Source organism: Sphingobium sp. WTD-1 (assembly GCF_030128825.1).
GTDB lineage: Bacteria > Pseudomonadota > Alphaproteobacteria > Sphingomonadales > Sphingomonadaceae > Sphingobium.
The window spans coordinates 3807591-3829573 of the sequence record NZ_CP119127.1; the positions used below are offsets into that span (position 1 = coordinate 3807591).

Below are 21983 nucleotides of genomic sequence, written 5' to 3' on the forward strand. Positions count from 1 at the left end.
GAGCATCTTTCATCAAGAAGGAATATCGTTGGGACGTGAAGGAAGACACTGCCGTTAAGGCGCGTGACAATACCGCTCGCGAAGAAGAGTTTTCCTGCAATGTCGATCCTACTACCGCAAGCCAGCTAGGCCCGTTGATCCTCGCCCAGAACAACACTGCTCGCATTTTCACAGTGAGCATTGATGGCGTGATGACCCTTGAGGATTTTCTAACAGGCGTTCCCCGCTACATTCCCGTCATCCCCAAATACGGCACAGACGGCAGGACTTATCGCGTCCTGAGTTTCACCACCGATTTGAACAAGGGAATTACAACCGCAAAGGTGCATGGATAATGGCAGTCGTCATTTGTGCCCCTAGGGCTTTCACCGTTCAATCATCGAACAACAGCACAACAGCACCAGCGACCAATCTGAATCTCGATCACCCGTCGATGGTCTGGCGCTCGTCTAACCTGTCTTCCGTGCAGATCACCGTGCAATTGCCTGCTGGCTCATGGGATACGGTCTGCCTGTCTGACACAAATCTGCGCGCCACCGATACCATTCGCATCCGTGCAGCGGCGACCGCAGCGGCGACCACCAGTGCCCCGACCTACGATAGCACCGCTCTCCCCGCTTTTAGCGGAGCGGCGAATGGCGGTGGCAATACGTCGCTGATCCTCACTCCGAGTGTCCGCACTGAGACATTTATCCGCATCGACATCACCAGCACGGGTAATCCGGCAACCTATGTGGAAGCGCGTCGTCTCATCATCGGCAAGCGCATTGAGGAAGATGGTATCGACCTGAACGCAGAGCATAGTTTCGAGGATAACAGCCAGCGCACCGAGTATCGCAATTTCGAGACTGTCGATCCCTACGACACTAAAACATCTTGGAAGTTCAGCATCGGCTACGTCAAGGAAGCATCCTACTGGAGCAACTGGTTTCCACTGTTGCGCGATGTTGGCACTAAGAAAGGTCTGTTGTTCATTCCTGACAGCCAAAGTGTCTACTTGCAGAGCGAAGCGGTCTTTGGTCGCATCACAAGTTCAGCCAAAGGCAGTCCGGTTTCATCCGACTATTACAAGTTGGAACTCTACGTCCGAGAAATCTAAGCACTGAGCCAGTCGCTAAATAGCGATATGGCTACAGTGTATAACATGCTCCTTGAAGTTACGCCTCTCAACGGCGCAACCCCTAAAACCCTTCGCCTTACGAATGTGAGCGCCGACAAACTGGCGACCACTGCAAACGATCAAGCATGGCTTCCCTGCATCACCTCAATGCCTTCGCTGAGCTTTACGCTCTCAAGCGATGGTTTGCTCGATGACCCCAAGGTCGAACGCGGCGAGATTAGCTTCTTCTGCTCTGACGACTTCACAAACCATGAGTGGAGTAGCTATGTCTGGAACGGCGCAACATACAAGGCATGGTATGGCGAGCATGGCACTGACTTCTCCAACTATCAGAAATGGGGCGAAGGCAAAGCATCGAACCTAGAGCGCGAAGGCAATATCGTTACCGTTCGCTTGCTTGGTCCAGAAGCTGACCTAACTACCAAGATACTATCAAAGACATATGCGGGCAGCGGTGGCGCAGAAGGACCGATTGGTTCAAAGGGCAACTTGAAGCCACGTTGCTTCGGCAATCCCAAGTCGGTCGAGCCTGTTGAGATTGATCCGGTCAATCTCGTCTATCAGGTTCATGGCTATGGCGCTGTCTATGCGATCCAGCCTTATGAATATGGTCTTCCACTGGATGCCACGCAATATAAGGGCAATGCCACTTCATATGCGAACCTGATCGCCGCAACCCTAAAGCCGGGTGAATATGCGACTTGCTTTGCAGAAGGCTTGTTCCGTTTCGGTGGCACTCCTACTCCAAAGATCACCGCTGACGTTTCTATGTCAGGTGGCACTACCCTGCCCGCTGTCGCTACTGCGCTGCTTCAAGCTGCTGGCGTGTCTGCCGATAAGATCGGTGATTTCTCCGCGTTCAATGCCGTTGAAACGGACCTGTATGTCACCAGCCAGACCGAGTTCTTCGACGCGCTGCAAAAGCTGTTCAGGGATGCCGGCGGTTATGTCTTTGCGGACAAGAACGGCGTTTATCAGTGCGGCAAGTTCTATCAGTCCGCTAAAAGCGCGGTCACGCTTAATGCGGATCGCTCGACGTTTCCCCTGTTTCTGGATTGGAAAGAAGAGCCGCCAAAGGCTCCGATCTGCAAAGTCAGCTACGGTTATCAAAAATGCTGGGGCGTCCACTCGGACAGCGATGCTTCGCCAATCGTCAATGAACTGGCGGAAGCTGCTGATGAAGCGGCTCTAGCCGCACAGACTGCCCAGACGACTGCCGACAACGCGCAATCGCTGGCCAATGACGCCAAGGGCGTTGCCGACACTGCGCTTGATGCGGTCAAGGATGACGACGGCACGGTCATCAAGTCCAAGACCATTCAGGAGAAGGTCAACGAGGCGAACGCCGATATCGCTGATCTGGTCGAGACATATGGCAGCACGGCAACCGCAGCAGCATCGGCCAATGCGGCTAAAATCTCAGAAGACGCGGCAAAGGCAGCAGCGACCACTTCTCAGACCGCGAGCAATAATGCTGCTCAGGCAAAGGCCGACGCAGAAGCAGCAGAGGCGGATGCCATTGCAGCAAAGACCGCAGCGGAGACAGCCAGGTCACAGGCCCAGACCGCAGCGACCAACGCGACCACGGCGAAGACCGCCGCTGAGACTGCAAAGACCGCTGCTGAAACGGCCAAAACAGCGGCACAGACAGCAAAGACCGACGCGGAAACCGCATTCAGCAATTCGACCACGGCAAAAAATGCTGCCGTTGCGGCTCAGGGTGCGGCCGAAACTGCCCGCAATAATGCCCAGACCTACGCGACCAATGCCAGCAATAGCGCAACTGCTGCATCTGGTTCGGCATCGACCGCCAGCACCAAGGCCACTGAGGCAGGAAATAGCGCGACCGCAGCACAGGCAAGCAACGTCTCTGCCACGTCTACATATAATGACCTGCTCAACACGGTCTATAATCAGCCGTTGCTACCGTTTTCGTTTGAGGAAGGCACAAAGCACTGGACCCGTGTTCGCAATGGCGCACCTGCAACCCTAGCGACGACCACAGGCACTCAGGTCACAGATGCGGATCTCGGTCAGGCGCTACAGCTCTCCGATTGGACCTCTGCCGGAACGAATATCCTGAGCAAAGGCGCGGTCGCTGTCTCGGCGGGTCGCATCTACGAAGTGACGGTTCGCTTCAAGGTCACGGCTTCCGACGGTTCGGTCAGCTTCAACCCGATCCTCGCGACTATGGCCGAAAACTACGTCGGCACAGATGGATCGTCAGCAGCATTCGCTTCGGGCGGTTCGTCTAGCGTCACAACCAACAATACCGTCCAGACCTTCACTGCCAAATTCGCGATCGGTGGCGGCATTGGCATCGCCTCGCTTCCATCCAATACCAAATATATCCGCCCAGGCCTTCGACTGAACTCGTCTGAAAGCGGGCTTGCTCTCGTTATCGGTGAAATTCGCCTGCTCGACGTTACCGAGCGCGAAGCATCAGCCGCGTCCGCGAATGCAGCTTCCACTTCTGCCAGCGCCGCAGCGACCAGTGCTACCGACGCGGGCACTTCTGCATCTGCTGCCCAGACCAGTGCGACCACTGCCACCACACAGGCCGGTAAAGCATCCACGTCCGCGACCAACGCCGCGACGAGCGAGACAAACGCTAAGGGGTCGGAAAATGCGGCCAAAACGTCTCAGACAGCCGCTGCGACATCCGCAACGAACGCGGGCAACTCGGCTACTGCCGCAGCGACATCGGCGTCCACGGCTAGCTCAAAAGCGACGGAAGCAAGTCAATCCGCATCGACCGCGACCACACAGGCTAACACTGCAACCACGAAGGCCGGTGAAGCATCGACCAGTGCGACGAATGCCGCAACCAGCGAAAGCAATGCGCTAGGGTCGAAGAACGCAGCAGCGACTTCCGCGACCAACGCCGCGACCAGCGCCACAAATGCCGGAAATAGCGCGACGGCTGCAAGTGGCTCGGCATCGACCGCAGGCACAAAAGCCACGGAAGCGGGTAACGCGGCGACTTCTGCCGCAGCATCGGCGGTGTCCGCGAACTCGACCTATAACAGCACGCTCGGTGCGCTCTATGTCACTTCGCCCATTTTGCCATCGACCTTTGATGAAGGCGCGAAGCACTGGACCAACCAGCGAACCGGCAATCCAACCAGCTTAGCCGACATTCCCGGAACGGCGGTGATCGACGCCGACATGGGTCCGTCGTTGGAATTCAACAATTGGGCCGGTGCAGGCAATAATATCCTGACCAAAGGCGTGATCGCACCAAAGCCCGGTCGCATCTATGAAGTCTCGGTTTCGTTCAAGATCACTCAGAGTGACGGCTCGGTTAGTTTCAACATAGCGTTGGGAACGATGCTATCCGGCTTCGGAACAGCAGCATCCAATTATAGATCAAGCACTATCGGTAACTATTCGACCACCGGTTCTGTCAATGTCCTAACTGCCAAATTCTCGCTTGATACCATCTCCGGTGTGACCACCATCCCAGCCGATGTCGTGCTATTTCGCGCTGGCATTCGCCTGAACTCATCAGAGACTGCGGGATCGCTGATTTTCCGTGTTGGTGAAATTCGCATCACGGACGTTACCGAACGCGAAGCGGCTCTAGGCGGTGTTGACAAAAGCTTTCAGCCATAGTCGCGCGGCAGCGAGGTTGATGAAGCTCTCGAACGACAGGACGGTCTTGTCGTAGCGGGTGGCGATGCGGCGCTGCTGCTTGAGTTTGGCGAACATGCGCTCGACACGATTGCGATCCTTGTAGCGCCGGTAGTCGGGATGGGCCGGCACCTTGCGGTTGGAGCGCGGCGGGATGACGGGCAGGATGCCTCGCATGAGCAGGTTCTCCCGGAACCTGTCGCCATCATAGCCTTTGTCGGCGAGCAGCGCCCTGGGCTTGGGCAGCGGCAGGTTCATCAGATCGTCGGCCGCCGTATAGTCCGATGCCTCGCCGCCGGTAAGGATGAAGCCGACAGGGAGGCCCTGATTGTCACAGCGGGCGTGGATCTTGCTCGTAAAGCCGCCGCGTGATCGACCAAAAGCCTGCGCACAAGCCCCCCTTTTCCGCCCGCTGCCGAGACGTGGCCGCGAACCGTGGTGCTGTCGATCATGTGCTGCCAGTCGTCGGTGAGGCCCAGATCGACCAACGTTTGCAGCATGGCGTCCCAGACGCCTTGCTCCGCCCAGCGCCGGAACCGGACATAGACCGAGTTCCACTTGCCATAGCGCTCGTGCATGTCGCGCCACGGGCAACCGACCCGCAGCACATGCAGCATGCCATTGAGAAAGCGCCGGTTATCGCCGGCCGGTCGGGCATGCCTCCCACGCTCGGACGGGAGTAGCGGCCCGATCAACTCCCACTCCGCGTCCGACAAATCCCCTCGATCCATGACCGCTCCCCAAAGAGCAGCCTTGAATCAGAACACGCACCGATTGGGAATCCCTTTTGTCAACGCCGCCTAGCTTCGGCAAATGGTGCAGCGGCTAGCGCATCGGCGGCAGCAACTTCCGCTTCCACTGCATCGACCAATGCGACGAATGCTGGAACGTCGGCCACGTCGGCGTCGAATTCCGCAAACACCGCAACCACCAAGGCAGGCGAAGCATCGACCAGCGCCAGCAATGCAGCGACCAGCGAGAGCAACGCCAACGCATCGAAGAATGCGGCTTCGACCAGTGCAACAAGTGCCGCCAATAGCGCGACTGCTGCCGGTGGTTCGGCGTCTGCAGCATCCGGCAGTGCCAGCAACGCCCAGACCAGCGCAACGAATGCGGGCAACTCGGCATCGTCGGCCGCTGCTTCGGCGGTTTTAGCTTCATCCAGCTTTGATGGCGCGAAAGTAACCGCCGCATCGCTGTTGCCATCCGACTTCATGCAAGATGGCTTGTTCTGGTCGCACACTTTTACGGGTGTGCCCGGCTCTCAAGCCGCTTTGTCCAATGCGGTCTCGTATCTCGATGTCGCCAATGTCGGTCGCGTCGCTCAAATGGGCGGTACAACCACATATCGATACATCGCGCCGCTGGGTGCTGTCAGCGTGATCGCCGGTCGAACCTATCGCCTAACCATGTCGGTGCGCGCAACATCTGCCACTGCACCGGGCGTGCGCCTCTACGGCATTTACCTGTCCAGTTCATATGGTCAGATTGGTCAGCCATCCACTCTGCAGACCCTTTCGGTCCAAAACCAGTGGTATAACGTAACAATCGACGTAACCGGTGACGCAGTGATCGCGGGTAGCGGCGCTTACTTGCGACCATTGCTGCGCCTCGAACCGGGCGAAACACACACGATCCAGCTCGCATTTCTGAAAATCGAAGATGTTACGAGCCAATTGGCCGCTGCCTCGTCTGCTTCCGCCGCCGCAACCAGCGCATCGTCGGCAGGCACGTCCGCGACCAACGCGGGGAATAGCGCGAACAGCGCAACCCAGTCCGCAAACACGGCTTCCACCAAGGCCAACGAAGCATCCAATAGCGCGACCTCGGCGGCCAATAGCGCGTCTAGCGCGTCGTCGTCCTCGACCGATGCCAGCAACAGCGCGACCGCCGCGAACTCGTCCGATGTTTCCGCGAAGCTCAGCGCGGCTTCTCAGATGCCATCGGATTTCCAGCAGGACGGCAAGTTCTGGCAGCAGGGTTTTGGCGGTCTACCGGCTGCACTAAACCCGATCACCGCCAATTCGACCTTCGCTTTCGTCAACAACAGCGATGTCGGTCGATCCATGCGCGTCACTGCAAATAGCCAGATTGACGTTGGCAATATCGGAATGATGCCGCTCCAAGCGGATCGCGTTTATCGCATCACCGCAAAGGTCCGTCAGCAGACCGGTTCTGTTTTTGCCCAGCTTCAGCTTTACCGCATTGGCGTGAATACGACCGGCAGCACGATGGGCAATGGCACAGTTCAGTCGACTTATACTTTTACCGCGCTGAACCAGTGGGTCGAACTGACCGGCACTGTTCCGGCATCCACGACCAACGCAATGATTGCGGCTGGCGCGTCCAGCATTCGCTGCTTGCTGCGCCTCTTGGCTGCGTCATCCACGGTCACGGTCGATTATGCATTCATCCGTATTGAGGATATCACCGAAAGCACGGGTGCGGCCGGATCAGCAAGCGCAGCAGCCAATAGCGCTTCTCAGGCATCCGCAAGTCAGTCCGCTGCTGGATCGTCCGCTTCATCGGCCCAGACCAGCGCAACCAACGCGGCGACATCAGCGGGTCAGGCATCGACCAGTGCAAACAATGCGTCGACATCGGCCAACAATGCCGCTGGCAGCGCCAACACTGCATCGACACAGGCGACGAACGCCAGCAACTCCGCAAATGCCGCATCTGGCAGCGCGACGAGCGCCAGCAACAGCGCATCAGCGGCTAGCACGTCGGCATCGAACGCGGGCAACAGCGCATCGACCTCAGCGGCGCAGGCTCTTTATGCTGGCAGCTATGCGACCGGCAATTTCGTCGCAAAGCCGACATTTGAAGACGGTAGCACGGGCATGTGGAATGGCTCGGTGTCCGTCACCAGTTATTCCAACGGCTCGATAGGCACGACCAAGGAACTGCGTAGTCAGGCGCGTGACGCCACCGAAGGTGCAGAGTTCATTCCGCTACCCCAGACCAATGATCGCGTTTTTCGCATTTCGGGTTATGCGCGCTGCGGCTCATCATCTGCATATCCGGTTAACGTCGGCATTCAGGGACAATTGGCCAACGGATCATATTCGTTCCCATATAGCCGTGCGGCTAATGCCGGTGTCACGACCTGGAGCTATTTCGAGTTTAATCTCGGCATTCCGGCAAACATCCTTCGCTTCAAGCCTTTCGTCCAATCTCAGAACGACGCCGGTCAAGCCGGGTCCGTGCATGATGCGCGTGTCGTCGGACTTCGCATTGAGGACATTACCGAAAGCAACAGCGCAGCCGGATCAGCGAGCGCAGCGGCGACCAGTGCGTCTAACGCCCAGACCAGCGCCACAAATGCAGGCAATTCAGCCTCGTCGGCTAGTGGCTCGGCCAACACGGCAGCGACACAAGCGAATAATGCCTCAAATAGCGCCAGCGCGGCTGCTGGTAGCGCATCGAGTGCCGCGACCCATTCGTCTAACGCTGGATCATCCGCAACATCGGCAAGCAATTCCGCAAACACGGCATCGACCAAAGCCAATGAAGCATCATCCAGTGCAAGCGCGGCATCTGGTTCGGCCGCGACGGCATCCAGCGCAGCATCGACGGCTACCACCCAAGCAAATCTGACCGCTCAGTATAGCACTGGCGGCGGCAATCTCCTGACCAACACGGAATTTGCGGTGGACACTTCCGGCTGGTGGACCGGCATCAACAGTCAGTCGAATGTCGTGTTTCCCATCAACGGCGGTGGCAACGACTGGCATCCGCAATATGTGAACGCGATAAGCATTTATCAGCAGAACAGCAGCAGTTCGGGAAGTTCCGACTGGATGCAGGACATCACGATCCAGCCAAGCAAATGGTACGATGTTTCGGTCCAAGTCGCAGCGCATCGCTGTCAGGTGCAAGTCTATCTTCAGTTCCAGAATGCGTCTGGCGGTGCAGTTTCAACTCCATCGTCTGGCGCCCTAACTCCGCTTAGCGGCGGCATTAGCATGGGCAACTGGACGCAGGTCGGCTTCAAGGGGCAAGCCCCTTCCGATGCTGTGAAGGCCCGTTTGTATCTTCGCAAATTCGGAACGCTCAGCAATCAATCTGATAGCTGGGCATGGTTCATGCGCCCGCAAGTGCGCGAGACATTCGCAAATGCTCCGACGCCTTGCAGCTACTCGCCCGGCAACGGCAGCGCAGTGGCGACCACTCAGCAGGCATCCATCAATAGCGCACAGACTGCAATCGCCACCGCAAACTCGTCCATCGCGAGCCTGAACAATAGCGTCTCGACGCTGAATTCCTCCGTGAGCGTCCAGCAGACCGCAATCAACAATCTGAACGGCAAAACCGCTGCCTATTGGCAGGTCAATGCCGTGTCGGGTGGTCGCGCACAGTTGACGGTCTTCGCTGATAGCAACGGCGGTGGAGGCGTCGATATTGTGGGCGATCTTCGCATTTCCGGTAACGCGATGATCGGTGGCACGATCAACCCGGAAGCGCTGGCTCTACAGCGTTTCGTGAAGCGTATTGGCCCTGTGACAGTGGCGGGCAATCCTGGTGCTACGATGTATTCCGGCAGCCTTGGTCAAACCACTGGCTACGGCAGCTACCTGCTGGAAGGCAATCTCTCGTTCACTTATCTGACCGGCAGACAGACGAGCACGCAGAGCGGAAAGCCATATTACATCGACTATCTCCAAGACGGCGGCCTGACTATCTACATCAAGAAGAATGGCGTTCTTCTCGCAAGTGCTTCGTGGACCGGCGCGGCTCAGAGCACCTACGCTTCGCGTTCGTTCTCTGCTGCGCTCACAACGAACTTCGACGGCCCTGACCCGGACACGTTCACCGGTGACGTGACTATCGAAGTTGTCCCGTTCAAGGGCAACACCGATACCGGAATGGTCAATCAGGGCGACTACTACACGCGTCAGATCAGCGGCAATTACTTGAACTTCTCGATCAACAATCTGCGGCTGAAATGGACGTTCATCTAATCCGATAATTACAAGAAAGAGAGGAATATCTATGAACCAATACGCAAATCCAAACCTAACACAGCGCCAGCAGGTTGAAGCCAGCCTTGAAGCAATCGAACTAAGGATGACCGCTGTCGATGAAATGATGGAAGACGCTACTGCGGCTACCGACACGGCACTCGACTATGTGACTGCTCAAGTAATTGCTCAGCATGTGAGCATTCTCAACGGCAGCAAAATCCAGCTTGAACAAGAGCGCCAGCGCCTAGCTAACATCATTGCAGTCTGGGACGCAGCCTAACTAAGTTGCCGGGGGTTCATTCTCCCGGCACTACCATGAGTATCTGACGACCATTCCTCTAAATACGGAATACCATTTGGAGGTCGCCAGACTATGAAGATCAAACTCACTTCCGTTATCGACAAGGTAGCTACCGTTGTCGCCAAGAACAAGGTAGTCGCTGCTGCCGCCGTATCCCTCTTCGCCATCATGGGCGTTGTATCTCAAGAAGACGCCAGCACATGGACTAACGTCGTAACAGCGATTGCTACCGTAGTCAGTCAGGTGCTGTAATGATCCATCATCTGGAAGATGCCCGTAACATCGGAGACATTCTGTCTGGGCTACTGGCCGTTGGCACTCTAGCCCAACTCCTGCCTCAGATCGCTGCCGTCCTATCAATCGGCTGGACACTCATTCGCATCGCTGAATGGATCAGGTCGAAGATCAGGAAGCGACGTATCGATCCCCTCGATCTCTAATGGAAAAGCCCCGGAATTTCTTCCGGGGCTTCTTTGAATCAACATGCCGAAAGTGCGTTCAGTGACCGCCGTGGGCGAGCTTGAACAGCATTGCGTCTGACTTTTTGCGAAACATAATCCGATAATTGTATTGAGAAACATCTGGATTAAGTAGACTGCTTCTGCATGACCTAGTGACACCATATTCGAAGTAGTCTTCCGAAGCTGCATCCAAATCAGATACAAACTCGCTCAGAAATATCGTCTGCAATGTCATTTCACTCACATATTGAGCGTTTGGGACAACCCCAATGACCTTGAGCGCCGCTACAGCTTCACGATATGCTGCACGCTCCTTTTCATAACTGACTAAAGCGCGAGCGTTGAACTCGATGAAATGATGACCATCTTTCTCTTCATATATCATTGCATTCTCTCCCCTTATGTTTTTCTTATTATTGATTATAATCAATAGAATAGGTATATAAGGGCTTTAGCTGTCCGACTGGTCGCCACCGCTCTTCATGGCCTCCAATTGCGCCCATGCCGCATCTTCGGCAGATTTTCTTACAACATCAGCAGCAGCCTTCTTATCCGCGATCAGCTTGCGGCGTTCAGCTTTGCGTTCTTCGGACCAACCGGCTTTCTTGCTACCCTGCTGGGCCTTGCTCATGTTCGCACGATGCTCTTCGGTTTTTGCAACGCCAGTCAGCTTCTTCGCGATAGCTTCCTTGTGATCCTCACGAAGAGTGTCGCCTTTCTGGGGCAGATTGATTTGCCTGCTCTTCATGCGCGAACAGATGGTCGCGGTGGTCTTATCCATCACGTTGAGCGACTTCGCCGCATAGGACTTCCACGAAAGAACCAGTGCGTATGGGTTTTTAACGTCCATGAGATAGCGTATGCGATTAGCCGCGATGGCTTCTTCCAGAGTTTTCAACTGACGGGCTGTGAATAGATCGAAAAAGTCCTGAAATGGGAGATTGACCACCGATCCAGCTGCACGCTGCTTAGTGGTCGAAGTCTCATGCCACGATACTAGATACGCATATAGCCTTGGACTGACATTCAGCTTGGAGTTCATGCCACACCTCCGAAGGTCAGCTTGAACAGCATGGCTTCTGACTTGCTATGAAACTCTAGATTTGCACTCAGCGGAGTAGTGTCGAACGCACAATAAGTGACTGTCATCCAACTACCACGCATTTCCTCCCAACCATCTGCGGTGTTGTCATCGAACCACTGTCCCAGTTTATGGGTAAGGTAGTTCTCTGCGATAAATGATGACGTCATCGTCAGCTTGAGTGGGGTAAGGATCGCGATTTGCGCCAGTTCCCAAGCAGCAAGGTCGGCTGGGTCGATGTGATATGTGATTTGCGTCATGTTGTAGAACTCCTTAAAACGAAAGACCCGCTTGTGCGGGTCCAATGCACAAGCGGGTCAAGTCTTTCGCTAAGGATAAAAACAGGATACCGCTGTCATAGACGACAGCATTTGGACCCTGCGTCTACATATGTATTTATCTGAGTAGCGTCAAAACCGGCTTCAAACAGGTTTCAGCGAACTGCTCTTCATGTCCTGACTATACTGACCCTGACTCCGTGCTGTCATTATTCATTTGAATAGAATAGGTATCTATATATAAAATAGGTTGTCGGAAGCGCAGCTAGAGAACAAGGCAATAGAATAGGTATATTACTCTCGTAGAGTAACATCCCCTAATCCCATTCCCTCATTCCCTAACTACACATCCAACAAGTAGCGATTGGCACTTCGCGCCAATTCCGTTCCTCGCGGAACACTTCGCTTATCCGCTCCGGTACTCATTGGCCTCAGAAGCCATCGCGATTTGAGATCAATTGGTTTCCTGGATCCGTTTCACGGAGTTATTGTCTGCGACGCTCAGGGGTCTGCGACGCTCCAGAAGTCCTGCGGACAGCCAACGCTTCGCTTGTGGGGTCACAGGAACTCGCCGTTCGGGCGCAGATAAAATGGGTGACTGAGGGAGACGGGCAGACGCGACCAGCCTTCGACCGCACCGCGTCATTGCGCCCCATCCTGATATGTCCATGCGCTGGGGGCAACATGGACACACCGGAAAGATAATGGCGCTTAGAGCGCTTCCTAGCAGTTAAGTTAGATCTTTCTCCTCCTCTTCTGCGACAGTTGATAGTGCGCTATGAATCATGTCGATAAGATAATCCGCTTCGGAACTACATGCCCCATGGAGTCGGAAGTATTTTTCGGCCAGTTCACCGATTTGTTGTTCAATGGTCATTGTTCGCTACGCCCCTCATTATGATCTTTCATCGCATTTTGCGATGAACCTGACCCCTTCCGCATTTTTGCCGCTTCTCTCTCGGCTCTTTTTTGGGCCTTCTTGAAATCGGCTGCGACTTTTTTGACTCTACTGGCCACAGTAGCGGCTTCGCGCTCCTGTCTTTTGATAACTTCAAGCTGCTTCAGTCCTTCGTTTGCCCTGAAAAGCCGGAACATCTCGAGCGTAGCAGCGGCCTGCTTCGCCCTCTCTTCCTGCGTAGGTTCAGGCTGGGCGATTGCTGCCAACACTATTCCCTGAGCATAATTGCGGACATTGGGAACGATGTATGAATTGCAGAAATCATCCCTTAGAAGCGGAGGATCAAAATCCAGATAGGACCATCGGGGGTCATATGTTTCCGCTGCCCGCTGGGCATCATAGGTCTTGAACTTGTACCTCTCCGCTCCCGAAACCAGTTCATCAAAGCGCTCGACTTGCCGTTCGCATTCTTTGAAAAGAATGCGTTCAGCCTCACGATCACTCTTAGCCTGTACCGCCTTTCCGCGCTCAATGAGCGTTAGCACCTCAGACCAGTATGTCGCAGCTTCTGGAGTGAGATCAGGACCATCGTGGCTTTGTGCAATGGCGTTTGCTTCCTTCACAGCCGCGACTTCTTCCTCGATGTGCTTCACAACATCGGCCCCAAAAGTCCTTTTCAGGGATGCCTTGTCGTGCGTGAAATTGCTGTCGGAATTGAGTGCGCGCAGAGCCACCCGTGCAGCAGCGCGTTGCAACAAATTAGTCATTTTATTAAACTCCTATGAACGGCGGGCCGAAGCCCGCCGTGAATGCATCAGCCTTCGTACTCGCCAGTCTTGGCTTTAGCCTCGACACTTGCTTGAAAGTCAGCGAGTGCCTTAGGCGTGACGCGCAAAGGAGACGGGCTTTTCACAGCCTTCTTCTGCTCTTTGAGTGCCTTCGCGATGCCTTCATTGATTGCTGCTTGCTTCTCGCGCTCGGCCTTCAAAGCAGGATATGCTTCCTTCGCCAGCTTTTGCAGAACGCTGTCGGCTTTTGTGCTGGCCACCCCCCGGAAGAATGTGTTTCCAAGCTCATCACGTTCGAGCAGCACGGTGAAGTAGCCATTGGTGTCTTTCGGGAGAGCCAGCGCAGCGGGTTCAATGTCGATGCGCACAGCAGGGCCATCCTGGAGATACATTTCCCGCTCGACCTTTTCGGTGGGTTCGCGATCCTTCTTGGCTTCCTCCGCCTTGGCGGACTTCCGCTTGTTGGCGACGACCGATGCGCCTCCGTTGGCAACGAAATAGGCCACCACCTCATCTACAGAGCTCTTATGAGAATAACCGGCGTCGGCCGCTGCTTCGCAAGCGTGGAAATAAAATGCCATGCTCTTTTCAGCATTCCATTTGGAGTAAAGCTGCCCGTCGATTGCCTTGACCTTATCAGCCAAAGGGTCTTCTTCGCCCCACGCGGTCATGAGCCAAGGGGTGAAACGAGAAGTCCCGGCCCGACCAAAGTCCATCTGGTGCTGCGAAAGCACGATGGCTTGGACTTCCTCATCGACGTTATTGAGGATGAAATCTGCGGTGACGAACGCCTGAGCGACCATTCGCGCCAACGCGGCCTTGCCACGAGCCGCCTTCCAAGCCGCCTGCTGTCCCCCGATATCCGATCGGACAGAGGCCAGCTCCTTGTCGATACGAGCCTGTTCAGCAGCATCGCGACCCTCACGGCTTTCGATGTTGGCGACGTTAGTAACTTCTTCAACCATACCTATCTAACTCCTTATTTTCCAACGACACTCACTGCGTCTTGGTGAGGAATTGATAGGCTGGGACGGGCTAGATGATCGATTATCTAGATGCGTCCAGATGGAACTTGATAACCCGATGCTGATGAAATTGCGCCAATATCTCCGTAAGGGCGACCGATGGGTCAAACCGAACGAAGCCATCTTTTGCAGCCTCTGGACGCAGTTCCTGACCTACAGCCCAAGCTACGAATTAGCTCGCAGGGATCGTGCGGGTGAATTGACAGATGCAGACCGGGCGCGCCTTCCAGCGGACTTCGATACCGTTCTGGCGGTCTATGATGATTTTGGAGATATGCGTCGGCTCGATTACGATGCGTGGTGGCTAGAGACTGGCCTGCGCCTGTTCGGACACCACGGCGAACAGCCTCGTATCGGACTGGTAGACGTCCTGACTGAACATGGCTCGACGCCGTTAGAAACGCTGATGGAGCGGGGCCATGACTACATTACCGGACGATGGGAGCGGCAAGGGAAGCAACCATCTGCGATACTGGCTATTCCGCTTGGCCTGAGCAAAACAGAGCTGGTCAAGCAGTTTGAATATGTTTTGACGATGTATGAAGATGACCTGAAATACATCAATCCAGTGCCGAAAAAATATAGCCTTTATGGAACAAAATACAGCGACTCCAGCCTGATTAGTCAAATCAAGTGCATGACGATTAAAGCCCACATACCAGAGATGCCGCTTTTTCAGATAGGCGCAGTGGCAGAATTAAGTTCGACGTACAGTTCCCGCGTCCTCGACGATAATTACAACTCAGATGATCGCGAGGCACTAAAAATCCTGACAAGTCGCGCACTTTCATATGGAATGGCGACTGCCGAGAATGCTGCACGGGGTATTTTCCCCTCAAACGATAAATGCGAACATGCCGTCGCACCCATCTGGGAAGAGATACGAGAAACGTCCGACCGTTGCGATGAGTAGCTTCGACAAAGAAAACCCCAGCCGAAGTTCCGACTGGGGTCTAATTTAGGTTTCGTGGACAAAGGGTATCCATTGCAGGGCTGAGACGAGATTGACGAAGCCGAGGTAGGACTCTTTGGTTTTGTCGTATCGAGTTGCGATACGCCGCCAGTTCTTGAGTTTGTTGAAGAGGCGTTCGACAAGATTGCGCCAACGGTATTTTTCGCGATCGTGTGGGATTGGATCGCGCCGATTGCTTTTGGCGGGAATGACAGCCTCAACGTCAGCATTGGCCAATTCCTCGCGGATGGCATCTGCATCGTAGCCCTTGTCCGCCAACAATGCCTCGATCTTATGAGCAATCAAACGGAACAGCGGGCCAAAGCCTTGGATATCGTGGCTCTGGCCCGGCGTCAGGACAAAGCCGAGCGGTCGGCCTTTGGCATCGCAGCGGGCGTGGAGCTTTGTGCTGAATCCGCCTCGCGATCGGCCAAGCGCCTCGGTTTCCTGAGTCCCTTTTTTATGCCGACGGCACAATGATGTGCTCGGACCACGGTGCTGTCGATCATGTCCGCAGTGGCATCACGAGCCACCATTTCGCCCAGTGTCTCGAGCATCGCCTCGAACACCCCGGTCGTAACCCAGCGCCGGTAGCGGCGGAAAACGCTGTTCCACTTGCCATATTCATCCGGCAAGTGGCGCCATTGCGAACCTGTGCGGGCGATCCACATCATGCCTTCGAAATACAGCCGGTTGTCCTGTGCTGGACGACAGCCACGACCACGCTCAGATGGCAGTAATGTGCCGATGATCCCCCACTCGTCCTCCGTCAGCCCAATACGCTCGCCCAACGCCACCTCCAAAAGGCAGCCTTGAATCAACGCCCGATCCTGCTGTCAACCTTTGTCCACGAAACCTAATATCTCGTCGGATTGAGCAGTCCGGTTGAGTGTCATGTTGACCGACTATTTAACCCGTCTTATTCACCGACGGGGGCCTGAAGGGTTGGCGGGAGTGGCATAAGCCTCTGATCTGAATTAGGAACTGGGTGTCTACGCCGGCCCTGCTGCAGGGCAGAAAATGCCACAGGCCACACCCGCCATGAAAGACGATATCGCAACTTCATTCCGATTCCCAGCGGTCGGCGGGAAGAAGATCACAGCCGCGTTTGACGGTGGCCGACTGACCTCGGACGGCGGCGTTCTGCTGCTTGCGCAGGCCGAGCGCGCGATGGGGCTCTGCCGGCGGCTTGCGGGTTGCATTGCCGATCCGCGTGACCCGACGCGGGTGATCCATCGCCTCGATGACATCCTACGTGCCCGGGTGTTCGCGATCGCGTGCGGCTATGAAGATGCCGATGATCTCGACGCCCTGCGCGACGATCCGGGCTTCCGCCTGGCGCTGGGCAAGTTGCCGGGATCGGGCGCGGGGCTTGCCAGCCAACCGACGATGAGCCGCTGGGAGAATGCTCCGACCACGCGTGAGCTGGCCAGGATGATGGCCGAGATGATCGGCGTCTACTGCGCCAGCTATCCGGCTCCACCAGTGGCGGTGACGCTGGACATCGATGACACCTGCGATGTCGTGCACGGCTATCAGCAGTTGTCCTTCTGGAACGGGCATCACGGTGAGCGCTGCTTCCTGCCGATCCATGTGTACGACACCGCGACCGGTCGTCCGGTCGCGATGCTGCTGCGCACCGGTAAGACGCCGTCAGGCGCCGAAGCTGCCGGCCACATCCGGCGCCTGGTGCGTCATATCCGCCGGTACTGGCCAGAAACGCACATCACCTTCCGCGGCGACGGGCATTATGGCCGCCCCGAAGTCATGGCCTTCTGCGAGGCCCACCGCGTCGATTACGTGTTCGGCTTGCCGACCAATGCCGCGCTACGTGCTGATCCGGTCATCGTTGCCATCGCAGACGCCTGCGCGGTCAAGCGGGCCACGGCCCAGTATCCGGTCCTGCGCAACTATGCCGAGACGCACTACGGCGCAAAGAGCTGGAACTGCCAGCGCCGCGTCGTCGCCCGGATCGAGGCCAGCACGCTGGGCATGGATATCCGCTACGTCGTCACCTCGCTGACCGAAGGCTCGGCCGAGCATATCTACGACACGCTTTACTGCGCGCGCGGCCAAGCCGAAAACCTGATCAAGCGCCACAAGGCTCAACTCGCCAGCGATCGCACCTCGTGCCGCTCAGCCAATGCCAATCAAATGCGCCTCATCCTACACACCGCCGCCTACTGGCTGTTGTGGCGCGTCCAGCAGGCGATCCCCAAGACCACCGCGCTGGCCACGGCCGAGTTCGCAACGCTACGCTTGCGGCTGCTCAAGGTGGCTGCCCGCGTCATCGAAACCTCCTCGCGTATCCGTCTCGCCTTCGCGTCAGCCTGCCCGGAGGCCGACGTGTTCAAAGCAATCGCCACCAGTCTCCGGCCAGCACCGACATAGCCAGTGCGGCAGTGCCGCCGAAAGCCCGAGCCCTCGTCCATCAACCTCGAAAAGCCCTTTGCTCCTGCTGCGGTGAAAAACGCCGGCGCTGGCGCTCGCCCAGATCACGCGGCAACCGACCCACCAAACCCGAAATACCCCAGTGCAGCGGGCTCATGAATAAGCCGGGTTAATCAGCCTCATGAAGTCATCCAACGACAGCACGACCAGCGGCTCTTTCCTATCCGCCTTCACAACGGCGATCGGTGTGAGATCGTTCTGGCCCTTGGCTTGCGTTAAAGCGTCGTAGATCAGAGCAATGGCTTTGCGGGCTTTGCATTCGACTGAAAAGGGAAACGCTCGCTTTGCGGCGGTTGAAAGCTGAATATCTTCACCGTTGCAGCCCATAGGCGTCGAGCGAACATCATCTGGGGTCAGGTCGGGATATTTGGCTAGGATCGCGTCACGCACCTTCTGCTGTAACGCACGGCCCTTCGCTTTCGCGGCAGCGGTCGAGATAGCCATTAGGATTTCACGAACAGCATGGCTTCGGCTGCACGACGCTTTGTCAGCCCCGCCAGGACGCGACCACCGGCCTTGTCCCACCTGGCAAACTGTTGAGCAGCACCAGCATAATTGCCCGCGTTGAGCATCCTCAACAGCGTGGACGAGCGCAGCGCACCGACGCCGACATTGAACGCGAAGCTGACCAACGCACCTAGCTGATTAGCACTGACCGGCACTTTTACGAGCGCACGAACCTGTGCCTCATATGCATCATATTCCTTGATGAGAGCCGCGTCGGCTTCTGCCTGCGTGATCTTCTGACCAAGCTGGACCTTCTTGCCGTTCCATGTGGTGAAGCCCCAGCCGATAGTCGGCACTTTTGCGGGGCAGAGATAAGCCGAGAGCCTACAACCCTCGAACTGTCGGATTAGGTTTCGTGGACAAAGGTTGACAGCAGGATCGGGCGTTGATTCAAGGCTGCCTTTTGGAGGTGGCGTTGGGCGAGCGTATTGGGCTGACGGAGGACGAGTGGGGGATCATCGGCACATTACTGCCATCTGAGCGTGGTCGTGGCTGTCGTCCAGCACAGGACAACCGGCTGTATTTCGAAGGCATGATGTGGATCGCCCGCACAGGTTCGCAATGGCGCCACTTGCCGGATGAATATGGCAAGTGGAACAGCGTTTTCCGCCGCTACCGGCGCTGGGTTACGACCGGGGTGTTCGAGGCGATGCTCGAGACACTGGGCGAAATGGTGGCTCGTGATGCCACTGCGGACATGATCGACAGCACCGTGGTCCGAGCACATCATTGTGCCGTCGGCATAAAAAAGGGACTCAGGAAACCGAGGCGCTTGGCCGATCGCGAGGCGGATTCAGCACAAAGCTCCACGCCCGCTGCGATGCCAAAGGCCGACCGCTCGGCTTTGTCCTGACGCCGGGCCAGAGCCACGATATCCAAGGCTTTGGCCCGCTGTTCCGTTTGATTGCTCATAAGATCGAGGCATTGTTGGCGGACAAGGGCTACGATGCAGATGCCATCCGCGAGGAATTGGCCAATGCTGACGTTGAGGCTGTCATTCCCGCCAAAAGCAATCGGCGCGATCCAATCCCACACGATCGCGAAAAATACCGTTGGCGCAATCTTGTCGAACGCCTCTTCAACAAACTCAAGAACTGGCGGCGTATCGCAACTCGATACGACAAAACCAAAGAGTCCTACCTCGGCTTCGTCAATCTCGTCTCAGCCCTGCAATGGATACCCTTTGTCCACGAAACCTAGGCCAAGGCCGTTACGGGATGAGTTTTCCATCCCATAGTTATCAGAACACCAAAATGAGCAGTTTTCGGCCTATAAGAAGCCGGTTTTTGCACTCTCAAGCTAAGTATTATTGACAGCAAATGCTTTGCTGCAATCGCTTAGGAGAGAACGATGATCGACCCAACAATCACAATCAGTCTATTCAAACTGCGCACTCAAAGAGCGCTGGTCAAATTCAGCTATACCGCAAGCATCTACGGCACTGGTGGCTTTGAGAACATGGGCCACAACCTCGCGGAACTGGTCAAACATAGCCGCGAACAGAAGGACGAATACTACTGGTCCTTTGCCCGCTATAAGCGCAATCACCTCAAAGCCGATATTCAGGAAATGACCGCGATCATGCTTGAATATCCCTACTCCTGTCGCAACAAACTGGATGCTGCTCTAGCTGAGCTTCCATATGTCCACTACGTCATTCATTCACAGGACGAGATCAACACGAAGCGACCGGAAGAACGCCTGCTGGTCGCAATCCCGCTGGTCGAACCAATTACCGACCCATCGCGCTACACTCGCGTTGCTTCTATCCTAAGTGAGAAGATCGGCGTTGGAAGCCACAGCAAGGGTGACTTCTCCAGCACATTCCTATTTGCGCCATTCACTCAGGTATGCAGCCAGCCGAAAGTCGTTCTGCACGATAACAACCGCACATTCCTGAATGCGGATCAGTTCTACGATGAGAACAAGGGAGTATGGGTCAATGCCCGACTTCTACAAGAAGGTGCAGCGCCTCAACCAAAGGCATTGAAGCTAGATCAATCTGGCCTGTTTCTGGTTTAAGGAGAGCGCAAATGACTAAAGTGGAAAGCACTCCGATTGCACCGGAAGACGCTCAGGAAATGATGCGGGACGATATTACGGCTCTGCTAAGTAGGGATATAGATTGCCCACTCGCAAAGGCGATCGAAGAAGCACTGGCCAGTTTGGAGCGCGCGATTGAAGCGCACAAACCGGACTAATCGATTAAAGGGAGAACGAGAATGGCAGACAATGCTATCGAGAAATTGATTGAGGAAATGCGCGCTGCAAGGGAAGCGATCTTTGCCGCCGAATGTGGGATAGCTGATGCAAAGGCCGCTGTTCAGGCCGCAGAGGAAAAGCACCGCGCAGCATTGAAGCGAAACATCATCCTATCGCGCACTATGGAAAAGCATATCTACGAGGACATGCCCATCGTACAGGCGAAGATGCAGGCTCATGAGGAAATCGAAAACCAAGTCGGGATTACGACGACAAGTGCCGTATGGGCAACCCAAGCCCGCACGTCCGCGACGATTGCGGGATCAAGCGCCGTGAATGCCGTGACGATTGCTAGGCGGTGTTGACAAAAGCTTTCAGCCATAGTCGCGCGGCAGCGAGGTTGATGAAGCTCTCGAACGACAGGACGGTCTTGTCGTAGCGGGTGGCGATGCGGCGCTGCTGCTTGAGTTTGGCGAACATGCGCTCGACACGATTGCGATCCTTGTAGCGCCGGTAGTCGGGATGGGCCGGCACCTTGCGGTTGGAGCGCGGCGGGATGACGGGCAGGATGCCTCGCATGAGCAGGTTCTCCCGGAACCTGTCGCCATCATAGCCTTTGTCGGCGAGCAGCGCCCTGGGCTTGGGCAGCGGCAGGTTCATCAGATCGTCGGCCGCCGTATAGTCCGATGCCTCGCCGCCGGTAAGGATGAAGCCGACAGGGAGGCCCTGATTGTCACAGCGGGCGTGGATCTTGCTCGTAAAGCCGCCGCGTGATCGACCAAAAGCCTGCGCACAAGCCCCCCTTTTCCGCCCGCTGCCGAGACGTGGCCGCGAACCGTGGTGCTGTCGATCATGTGCTGCCAGTCGTCGGTGAGGCCCAGATCGACCAACGTTTGCAGCATGGCGTCCCAGACGCCTTGCTCCGCCCAGCGCCGGAACCGGACATAGACCGAGTTCCACTTGCCATAGCGCTCGTGCATGTCGCGCCACGGGCAACCGACCCGCAGCACATGCAGCATGCCATTGAGAAAGCGCCGGTTATCGCCGGCCGGTCGGGCATGCCTCCCACGCTCGGACGGGAGTAGCGGCCCGATCAACTCCCACTCCGCGTCCGACAAATCCCCTCGATCCATGACCGCTCCCCAAAGAGCAGCCTTGAATCAGAACACGCACCGATTGGGAATCCCTTTTGTCAACGCCGCCTAGCAACTCCGCGCTACTGGCTCAGACAGCCCACTCGCTCGCGAGCAAAGCATCGACCGCTTCTGGGGCATAACTGCGCTTAGACATGGTAAGAAAGCCCGTCAGGAAACTGGCGG

20 protein-coding genes and 4 pseudogenes are annotated in these 21983 nt (G+C 56.2%); 12 read left to right on the forward strand and 12 right to left on the reverse strand.

All coding sequences use genetic code 11. The features are described from left to right. Positions 1–35: 35 nt before the first annotated feature. From N6H05_RS18805 to N6H05_RS18815, 3 genes are read left to right on the forward strand one after another with little or no spacing between them, the layout of a single operon-like run. Positions 36–335, forward strand: coding sequence for a hypothetical protein (locus N6H05_RS18805; protein WP_284111113.1), 300 nt, complete (start codon positions 36–38; stop codon positions 333–335). After that, the gene (locus tag N6H05_RS18810) at positions 335–1099 is read left to right on the forward strand and encodes a hypothetical protein (RefSeq protein WP_284111114.1); all 765 of its coding nucleotides are present in this window, start codon (positions 335–337) and stop codon (positions 1097–1099) included. Before N6H05_RS18805 ends, N6H05_RS18810 begins: the two co-directional genes overlap by 1 nt. A gap of 45 nt (positions 1100–1144) precedes the next feature. Further along, positions 1145–4735: a hypothetical protein gene (locus N6H05_RS18815; protein ID WP_284111115.1), complete on the forward strand. Its 3591-nt coding sequence runs from the start codon at positions 1145–1147 to the stop codon at positions 4733–4735. Here the strand turns inward: N6H05_RS18815 and N6H05_RS18820 are convergent. Both N6H05_RS18820 and N6H05_RS18830 read right to left on the reverse strand, forming a co-directional pair. Then, positions 4703–5484 (reverse strand): annotated as a pseudogene (locus N6H05_RS18820) (IS5 family transposase). The gene N6H05_RS18815 and the pseudogene N6H05_RS18820 sit on opposite strands and share 33 nt — an antisense overlap. Positions 5485–5543: 59 nt before the next feature. After that, a complete protein-coding gene (locus N6H05_RS18830; protein WP_284111116.1) occupies positions 5544–5969 on the reverse strand; it encodes a hypothetical protein in 426 nt (141 codons plus the stop codon). Between the two features lie 10 nt (positions 5970–5979). Here N6H05_RS18830 and N6H05_RS18835 point away from each other — a divergent pair, with 10 nt between their 5' ends. The 3 genes from N6H05_RS18835 to N6H05_RS18845 all read left to right on the forward strand — a co-directional run bounded on the left by N6H05_RS18835 (position 5980) and on the right by N6H05_RS18845 (position 10273). Further along, the gene (locus N6H05_RS18835) at positions 5980–9717 is read left to right on the forward strand and encodes a carbohydrate binding domain-containing protein (protein WP_284111117.1); all 3738 of its coding nucleotides are present in this window, start codon (positions 5980–5982) and stop codon (positions 9715–9717) included. A gap of 31 nt (positions 9718–9748) precedes the next feature. After that, on the forward strand, positions 9749–10000 hold the full coding sequence (locus N6H05_RS18840; protein ID WP_284111118.1) for a hypothetical protein: 252 nt from the start codon (positions 9749–9751) through the stop codon (positions 9998–10000). Between the two features lie 93 nt (positions 10001–10093). Beyond that, positions 10094–10273, forward strand: coding sequence for a hypothetical protein (locus tag N6H05_RS18845; RefSeq protein ID WP_284111119.1), 180 nt, complete (start codon positions 10094–10096; stop codon positions 10271–10273). A gap of 246 nt (positions 10274–10519) precedes the next feature. Here the strand turns inward: N6H05_RS18845 and N6H05_RS18850 are convergent, their stop codons facing one another. From N6H05_RS18850 to N6H05_RS18875, 6 genes are all read right to left on the reverse strand, one after another. After that, complete coding sequence (locus tag N6H05_RS18850) at positions 10520–10867, reverse strand: hypothetical protein (protein ID WP_284111120.1); 348 nt, start codon at positions 10865–10867, stop codon at positions 10520–10522. 66 nt (positions 10868–10933) lie between these two features. Further along, a complete protein-coding gene (locus tag N6H05_RS18855; RefSeq protein WP_284111121.1) occupies positions 10934–11524 on the reverse strand; it encodes a hypothetical protein in 591 nt (196 codons plus the stop codon). Then, on the reverse strand, positions 11521–11823 hold the full coding sequence (locus N6H05_RS18860; protein WP_284111122.1) for a hypothetical protein: 303 nt from the start codon (positions 11821–11823) through the stop codon (positions 11521–11523). Before N6H05_RS18860 ends, N6H05_RS18855 begins: the two co-directional genes overlap by 4 nt. A 748-nt stretch (positions 11824–12571) precedes the next feature. Further along, a complete protein-coding gene (locus N6H05_RS18865; RefSeq protein WP_284111123.1) occupies positions 12572–12718 on the reverse strand; it encodes a hypothetical protein in 147 nt (48 codons plus the stop codon). Further along, positions 12715–13506: a hypothetical protein gene (locus tag N6H05_RS18870; protein ID WP_284111124.1), complete on the reverse strand. Its 792-nt coding sequence runs from the start codon at positions 13504–13506 to the stop codon at positions 12715–12717. Before N6H05_RS18870 ends, N6H05_RS18865 begins: the two co-directional genes overlap by 4 nt. Before the next feature lie 47 nt (positions 13507–13553). Further along, positions 13554–14492, reverse strand: coding sequence for a hypothetical protein (locus N6H05_RS18875; RefSeq protein ID WP_284111125.1), 939 nt, complete (start codon positions 14490–14492; stop codon positions 13554–13556). A gap of 100 nt (positions 14493–14592) precedes the next feature. Between N6H05_RS18875 and N6H05_RS18880 the strand changes: the two genes are divergently transcribed. Then, positions 14593–15465, forward strand: a complete 873-nt coding sequence (locus N6H05_RS18880) for a hypothetical protein (protein ID WP_284111126.1) — start codon at positions 14593–14595, stop codon at positions 15463–15465. Positions 15466–15510: 45 nt separating this feature from the next. Here the strand turns inward: N6H05_RS18880 and N6H05_RS28310 are convergent. Further along, positions 15511–16301 (reverse strand): annotated as a pseudogene (locus N6H05_RS28310) (IS5 family transposase). A 244-nt stretch (positions 16302–16545) separates the two neighbouring features. Here N6H05_RS28310 and N6H05_RS18895 point away from each other — a divergent pair. Beyond that, on the forward strand, positions 16546–17895 hold the full coding sequence (locus N6H05_RS18895; RefSeq protein ID WP_502958942.1) for an IS1380 family transposase: 1350 nt from the start codon (positions 16546–16548) through the stop codon (positions 17893–17895). A 153-nt stretch (positions 17896–18048) separates the two neighbouring features. Here N6H05_RS18895 and N6H05_RS18900 read toward each other — a convergent pair whose 3' ends face one another. Then, positions 18049–18399 (reverse strand): hypothetical protein, encoded by a 351-nt coding sequence (locus tag N6H05_RS18900; RefSeq protein WP_284111129.1) that lies wholly within the window; start codon positions 18397–18399, stop codon positions 18049–18051. Continuing rightward, positions 18399–18758: a lysozyme gene (locus tag N6H05_RS18905; protein ID WP_284111131.1), complete on the reverse strand. Its 360-nt coding sequence runs from the start codon at positions 18756–18758 to the stop codon at positions 18399–18401. The genes N6H05_RS18900 and N6H05_RS18905 overlap by 1 nt, the downstream gene beginning before the upstream one ends. Before the next feature lie 113 nt (positions 18759–18871). Here N6H05_RS18905 and N6H05_RS18910 point away from each other — a divergent pair. The 4 genes and pseudogenes from N6H05_RS18910 (at position 18872) to N6H05_RS18925 (ending at position 21029) form a co-directional block, all read left to right on the forward strand. Then, positions 18872–19662, forward strand: a pseudogene (locus N6H05_RS18910) (IS5 family transposase). Positions 19663–19812: 150 nt separating this feature from the next. Next, positions 19813–20484, forward strand: a complete 672-nt coding sequence (locus N6H05_RS18915; protein WP_284111133.1) for a hypothetical protein — start codon at positions 19813–19815, stop codon at positions 20482–20484. An 11-nt stretch (positions 20485–20495) separates the two neighbouring features. Beyond that, the gene (locus tag N6H05_RS18920) at positions 20496–20663 is read left to right on the forward strand and encodes a hypothetical protein (protein ID WP_159366032.1); all 168 of its coding nucleotides are present in this window, start codon (positions 20496–20498) and stop codon (positions 20661–20663) included. Positions 20664–20684: 21 nt separating this feature from the next. Further along, a complete protein-coding gene (locus tag N6H05_RS18925; RefSeq protein ID WP_284111135.1) occupies positions 20685–21029 on the forward strand; it encodes a hypothetical protein in 345 nt (114 codons plus the stop codon). On the opposite strand, the pseudogene N6H05_RS18930 reads toward N6H05_RS18925, so the two are convergent. Continuing rightward, positions 21016–21797: pseudogene (locus tag N6H05_RS18930) on the reverse strand (IS5 family transposase). The gene N6H05_RS18925 and the pseudogene N6H05_RS18930 sit on opposite strands and share 14 nt — an antisense overlap. Positions 21798–21983 lie beyond the last annotated feature (186 nt).

Excerpts from the sequence above, each read along its gene's own strand:
- N6H05_RS18810 (WP_284111114.1), top strand. The coding sequence starts at position 335 with ATGGCAGTCGTCATTTGTGCCCCTAGGGCTTTCACCGTTCAATCATCG.
- N6H05_RS18815 (WP_284111115.1), top strand. The coding sequence starts at position 1,145 with ATGCTCCTTGAAGTTACGCCTCTCAACGGCGCAACCCCTAAAACCCTT.
- N6H05_RS18830 (WP_284111116.1), bottom strand. The coding sequence starts at position 5,969 with ATGAAGTCGGATGGCAACAGCGATGCGGCGGTTACTTTCGCGCCATCA.
- N6H05_RS18840 (WP_284111118.1), top strand. The coding sequence starts at position 9,749 with ATGAACCAATACGCAAATCCAAACCTAACACAGCGCCAGCAGGTTGAA.
- N6H05_RS18845 (WP_284111119.1), top strand. The coding sequence starts at position 10,094 with ATGAAGATCAAACTCACTTCCGTTATCGACAAGGTAGCTACCGTTGTC.
- N6H05_RS18850 (WP_284111120.1), bottom strand. The coding sequence starts at position 10,867 with ATGATATATGAAGAGAAAGATGGTCATCATTTCATCGAGTTCAACGCT.
- N6H05_RS18855 (WP_284111121.1), bottom strand. The coding sequence starts at position 11,524 with ATGAACTCCAAGCTGAATGTCAGTCCAAGGCTATATGCGTATCTAGTA.
- N6H05_RS18860 (WP_284111122.1), bottom strand. The coding sequence starts at position 11,823 with ATGACGCAAATCACATATCACATCGACCCAGCCGACCTTGCTGCTTGG.
- N6H05_RS18865 (WP_284111123.1), bottom strand. The coding sequence starts at position 12,718 with ATGACCATTGAACAACAAATCGGTGAACTGGCCGAAAAATACTTCCGA.
- N6H05_RS18870 (WP_284111124.1), bottom strand. The coding sequence starts at position 13,506 with ATGACTAATTTGTTGCAACGCGCTGCTGCACGGGTGGCTCTGCGCGCA.
- N6H05_RS18875 (WP_284111125.1), bottom strand. The coding sequence starts at position 14,492 with ATGGTTGAAGAAGTTACTAACGTCGCCAACATCGAAAGCCGTGAGGGT.
- N6H05_RS18880 (WP_284111126.1), top strand. The coding sequence starts at position 14,593 with ATGGAACTTGATAACCCGATGCTGATGAAATTGCGCCAATATCTCCGT.
- N6H05_RS18895 (WP_502958942.1), top strand. The coding sequence starts at position 16,546 with ATGAAAGACGATATCGCAACTTCATTCCGATTCCCAGCGGTCGGCGGG.
- N6H05_RS18900 (WP_284111129.1), bottom strand. The coding sequence starts at position 18,399 with ATGGCTATCTCGACCGCTGCCGCGAAAGCGAAGGGCCGTGCGTTACAG.
- N6H05_RS18915 (WP_284111133.1), top strand. The coding sequence starts at position 19,813 with ATGATCGACCCAACAATCACAATCAGTCTATTCAAACTGCGCACTCAA.
- N6H05_RS18920 (WP_159366032.1), top strand. The coding sequence starts at position 20,496 with ATGACTAAAGTGGAAAGCACTCCGATTGCACCGGAAGACGCTCAGGAA.
- N6H05_RS18925 (WP_284111135.1), top strand. The coding sequence starts at position 20,685 with ATGGCAGACAATGCTATCGAGAAATTGATTGAGGAAATGCGCGCTGCA.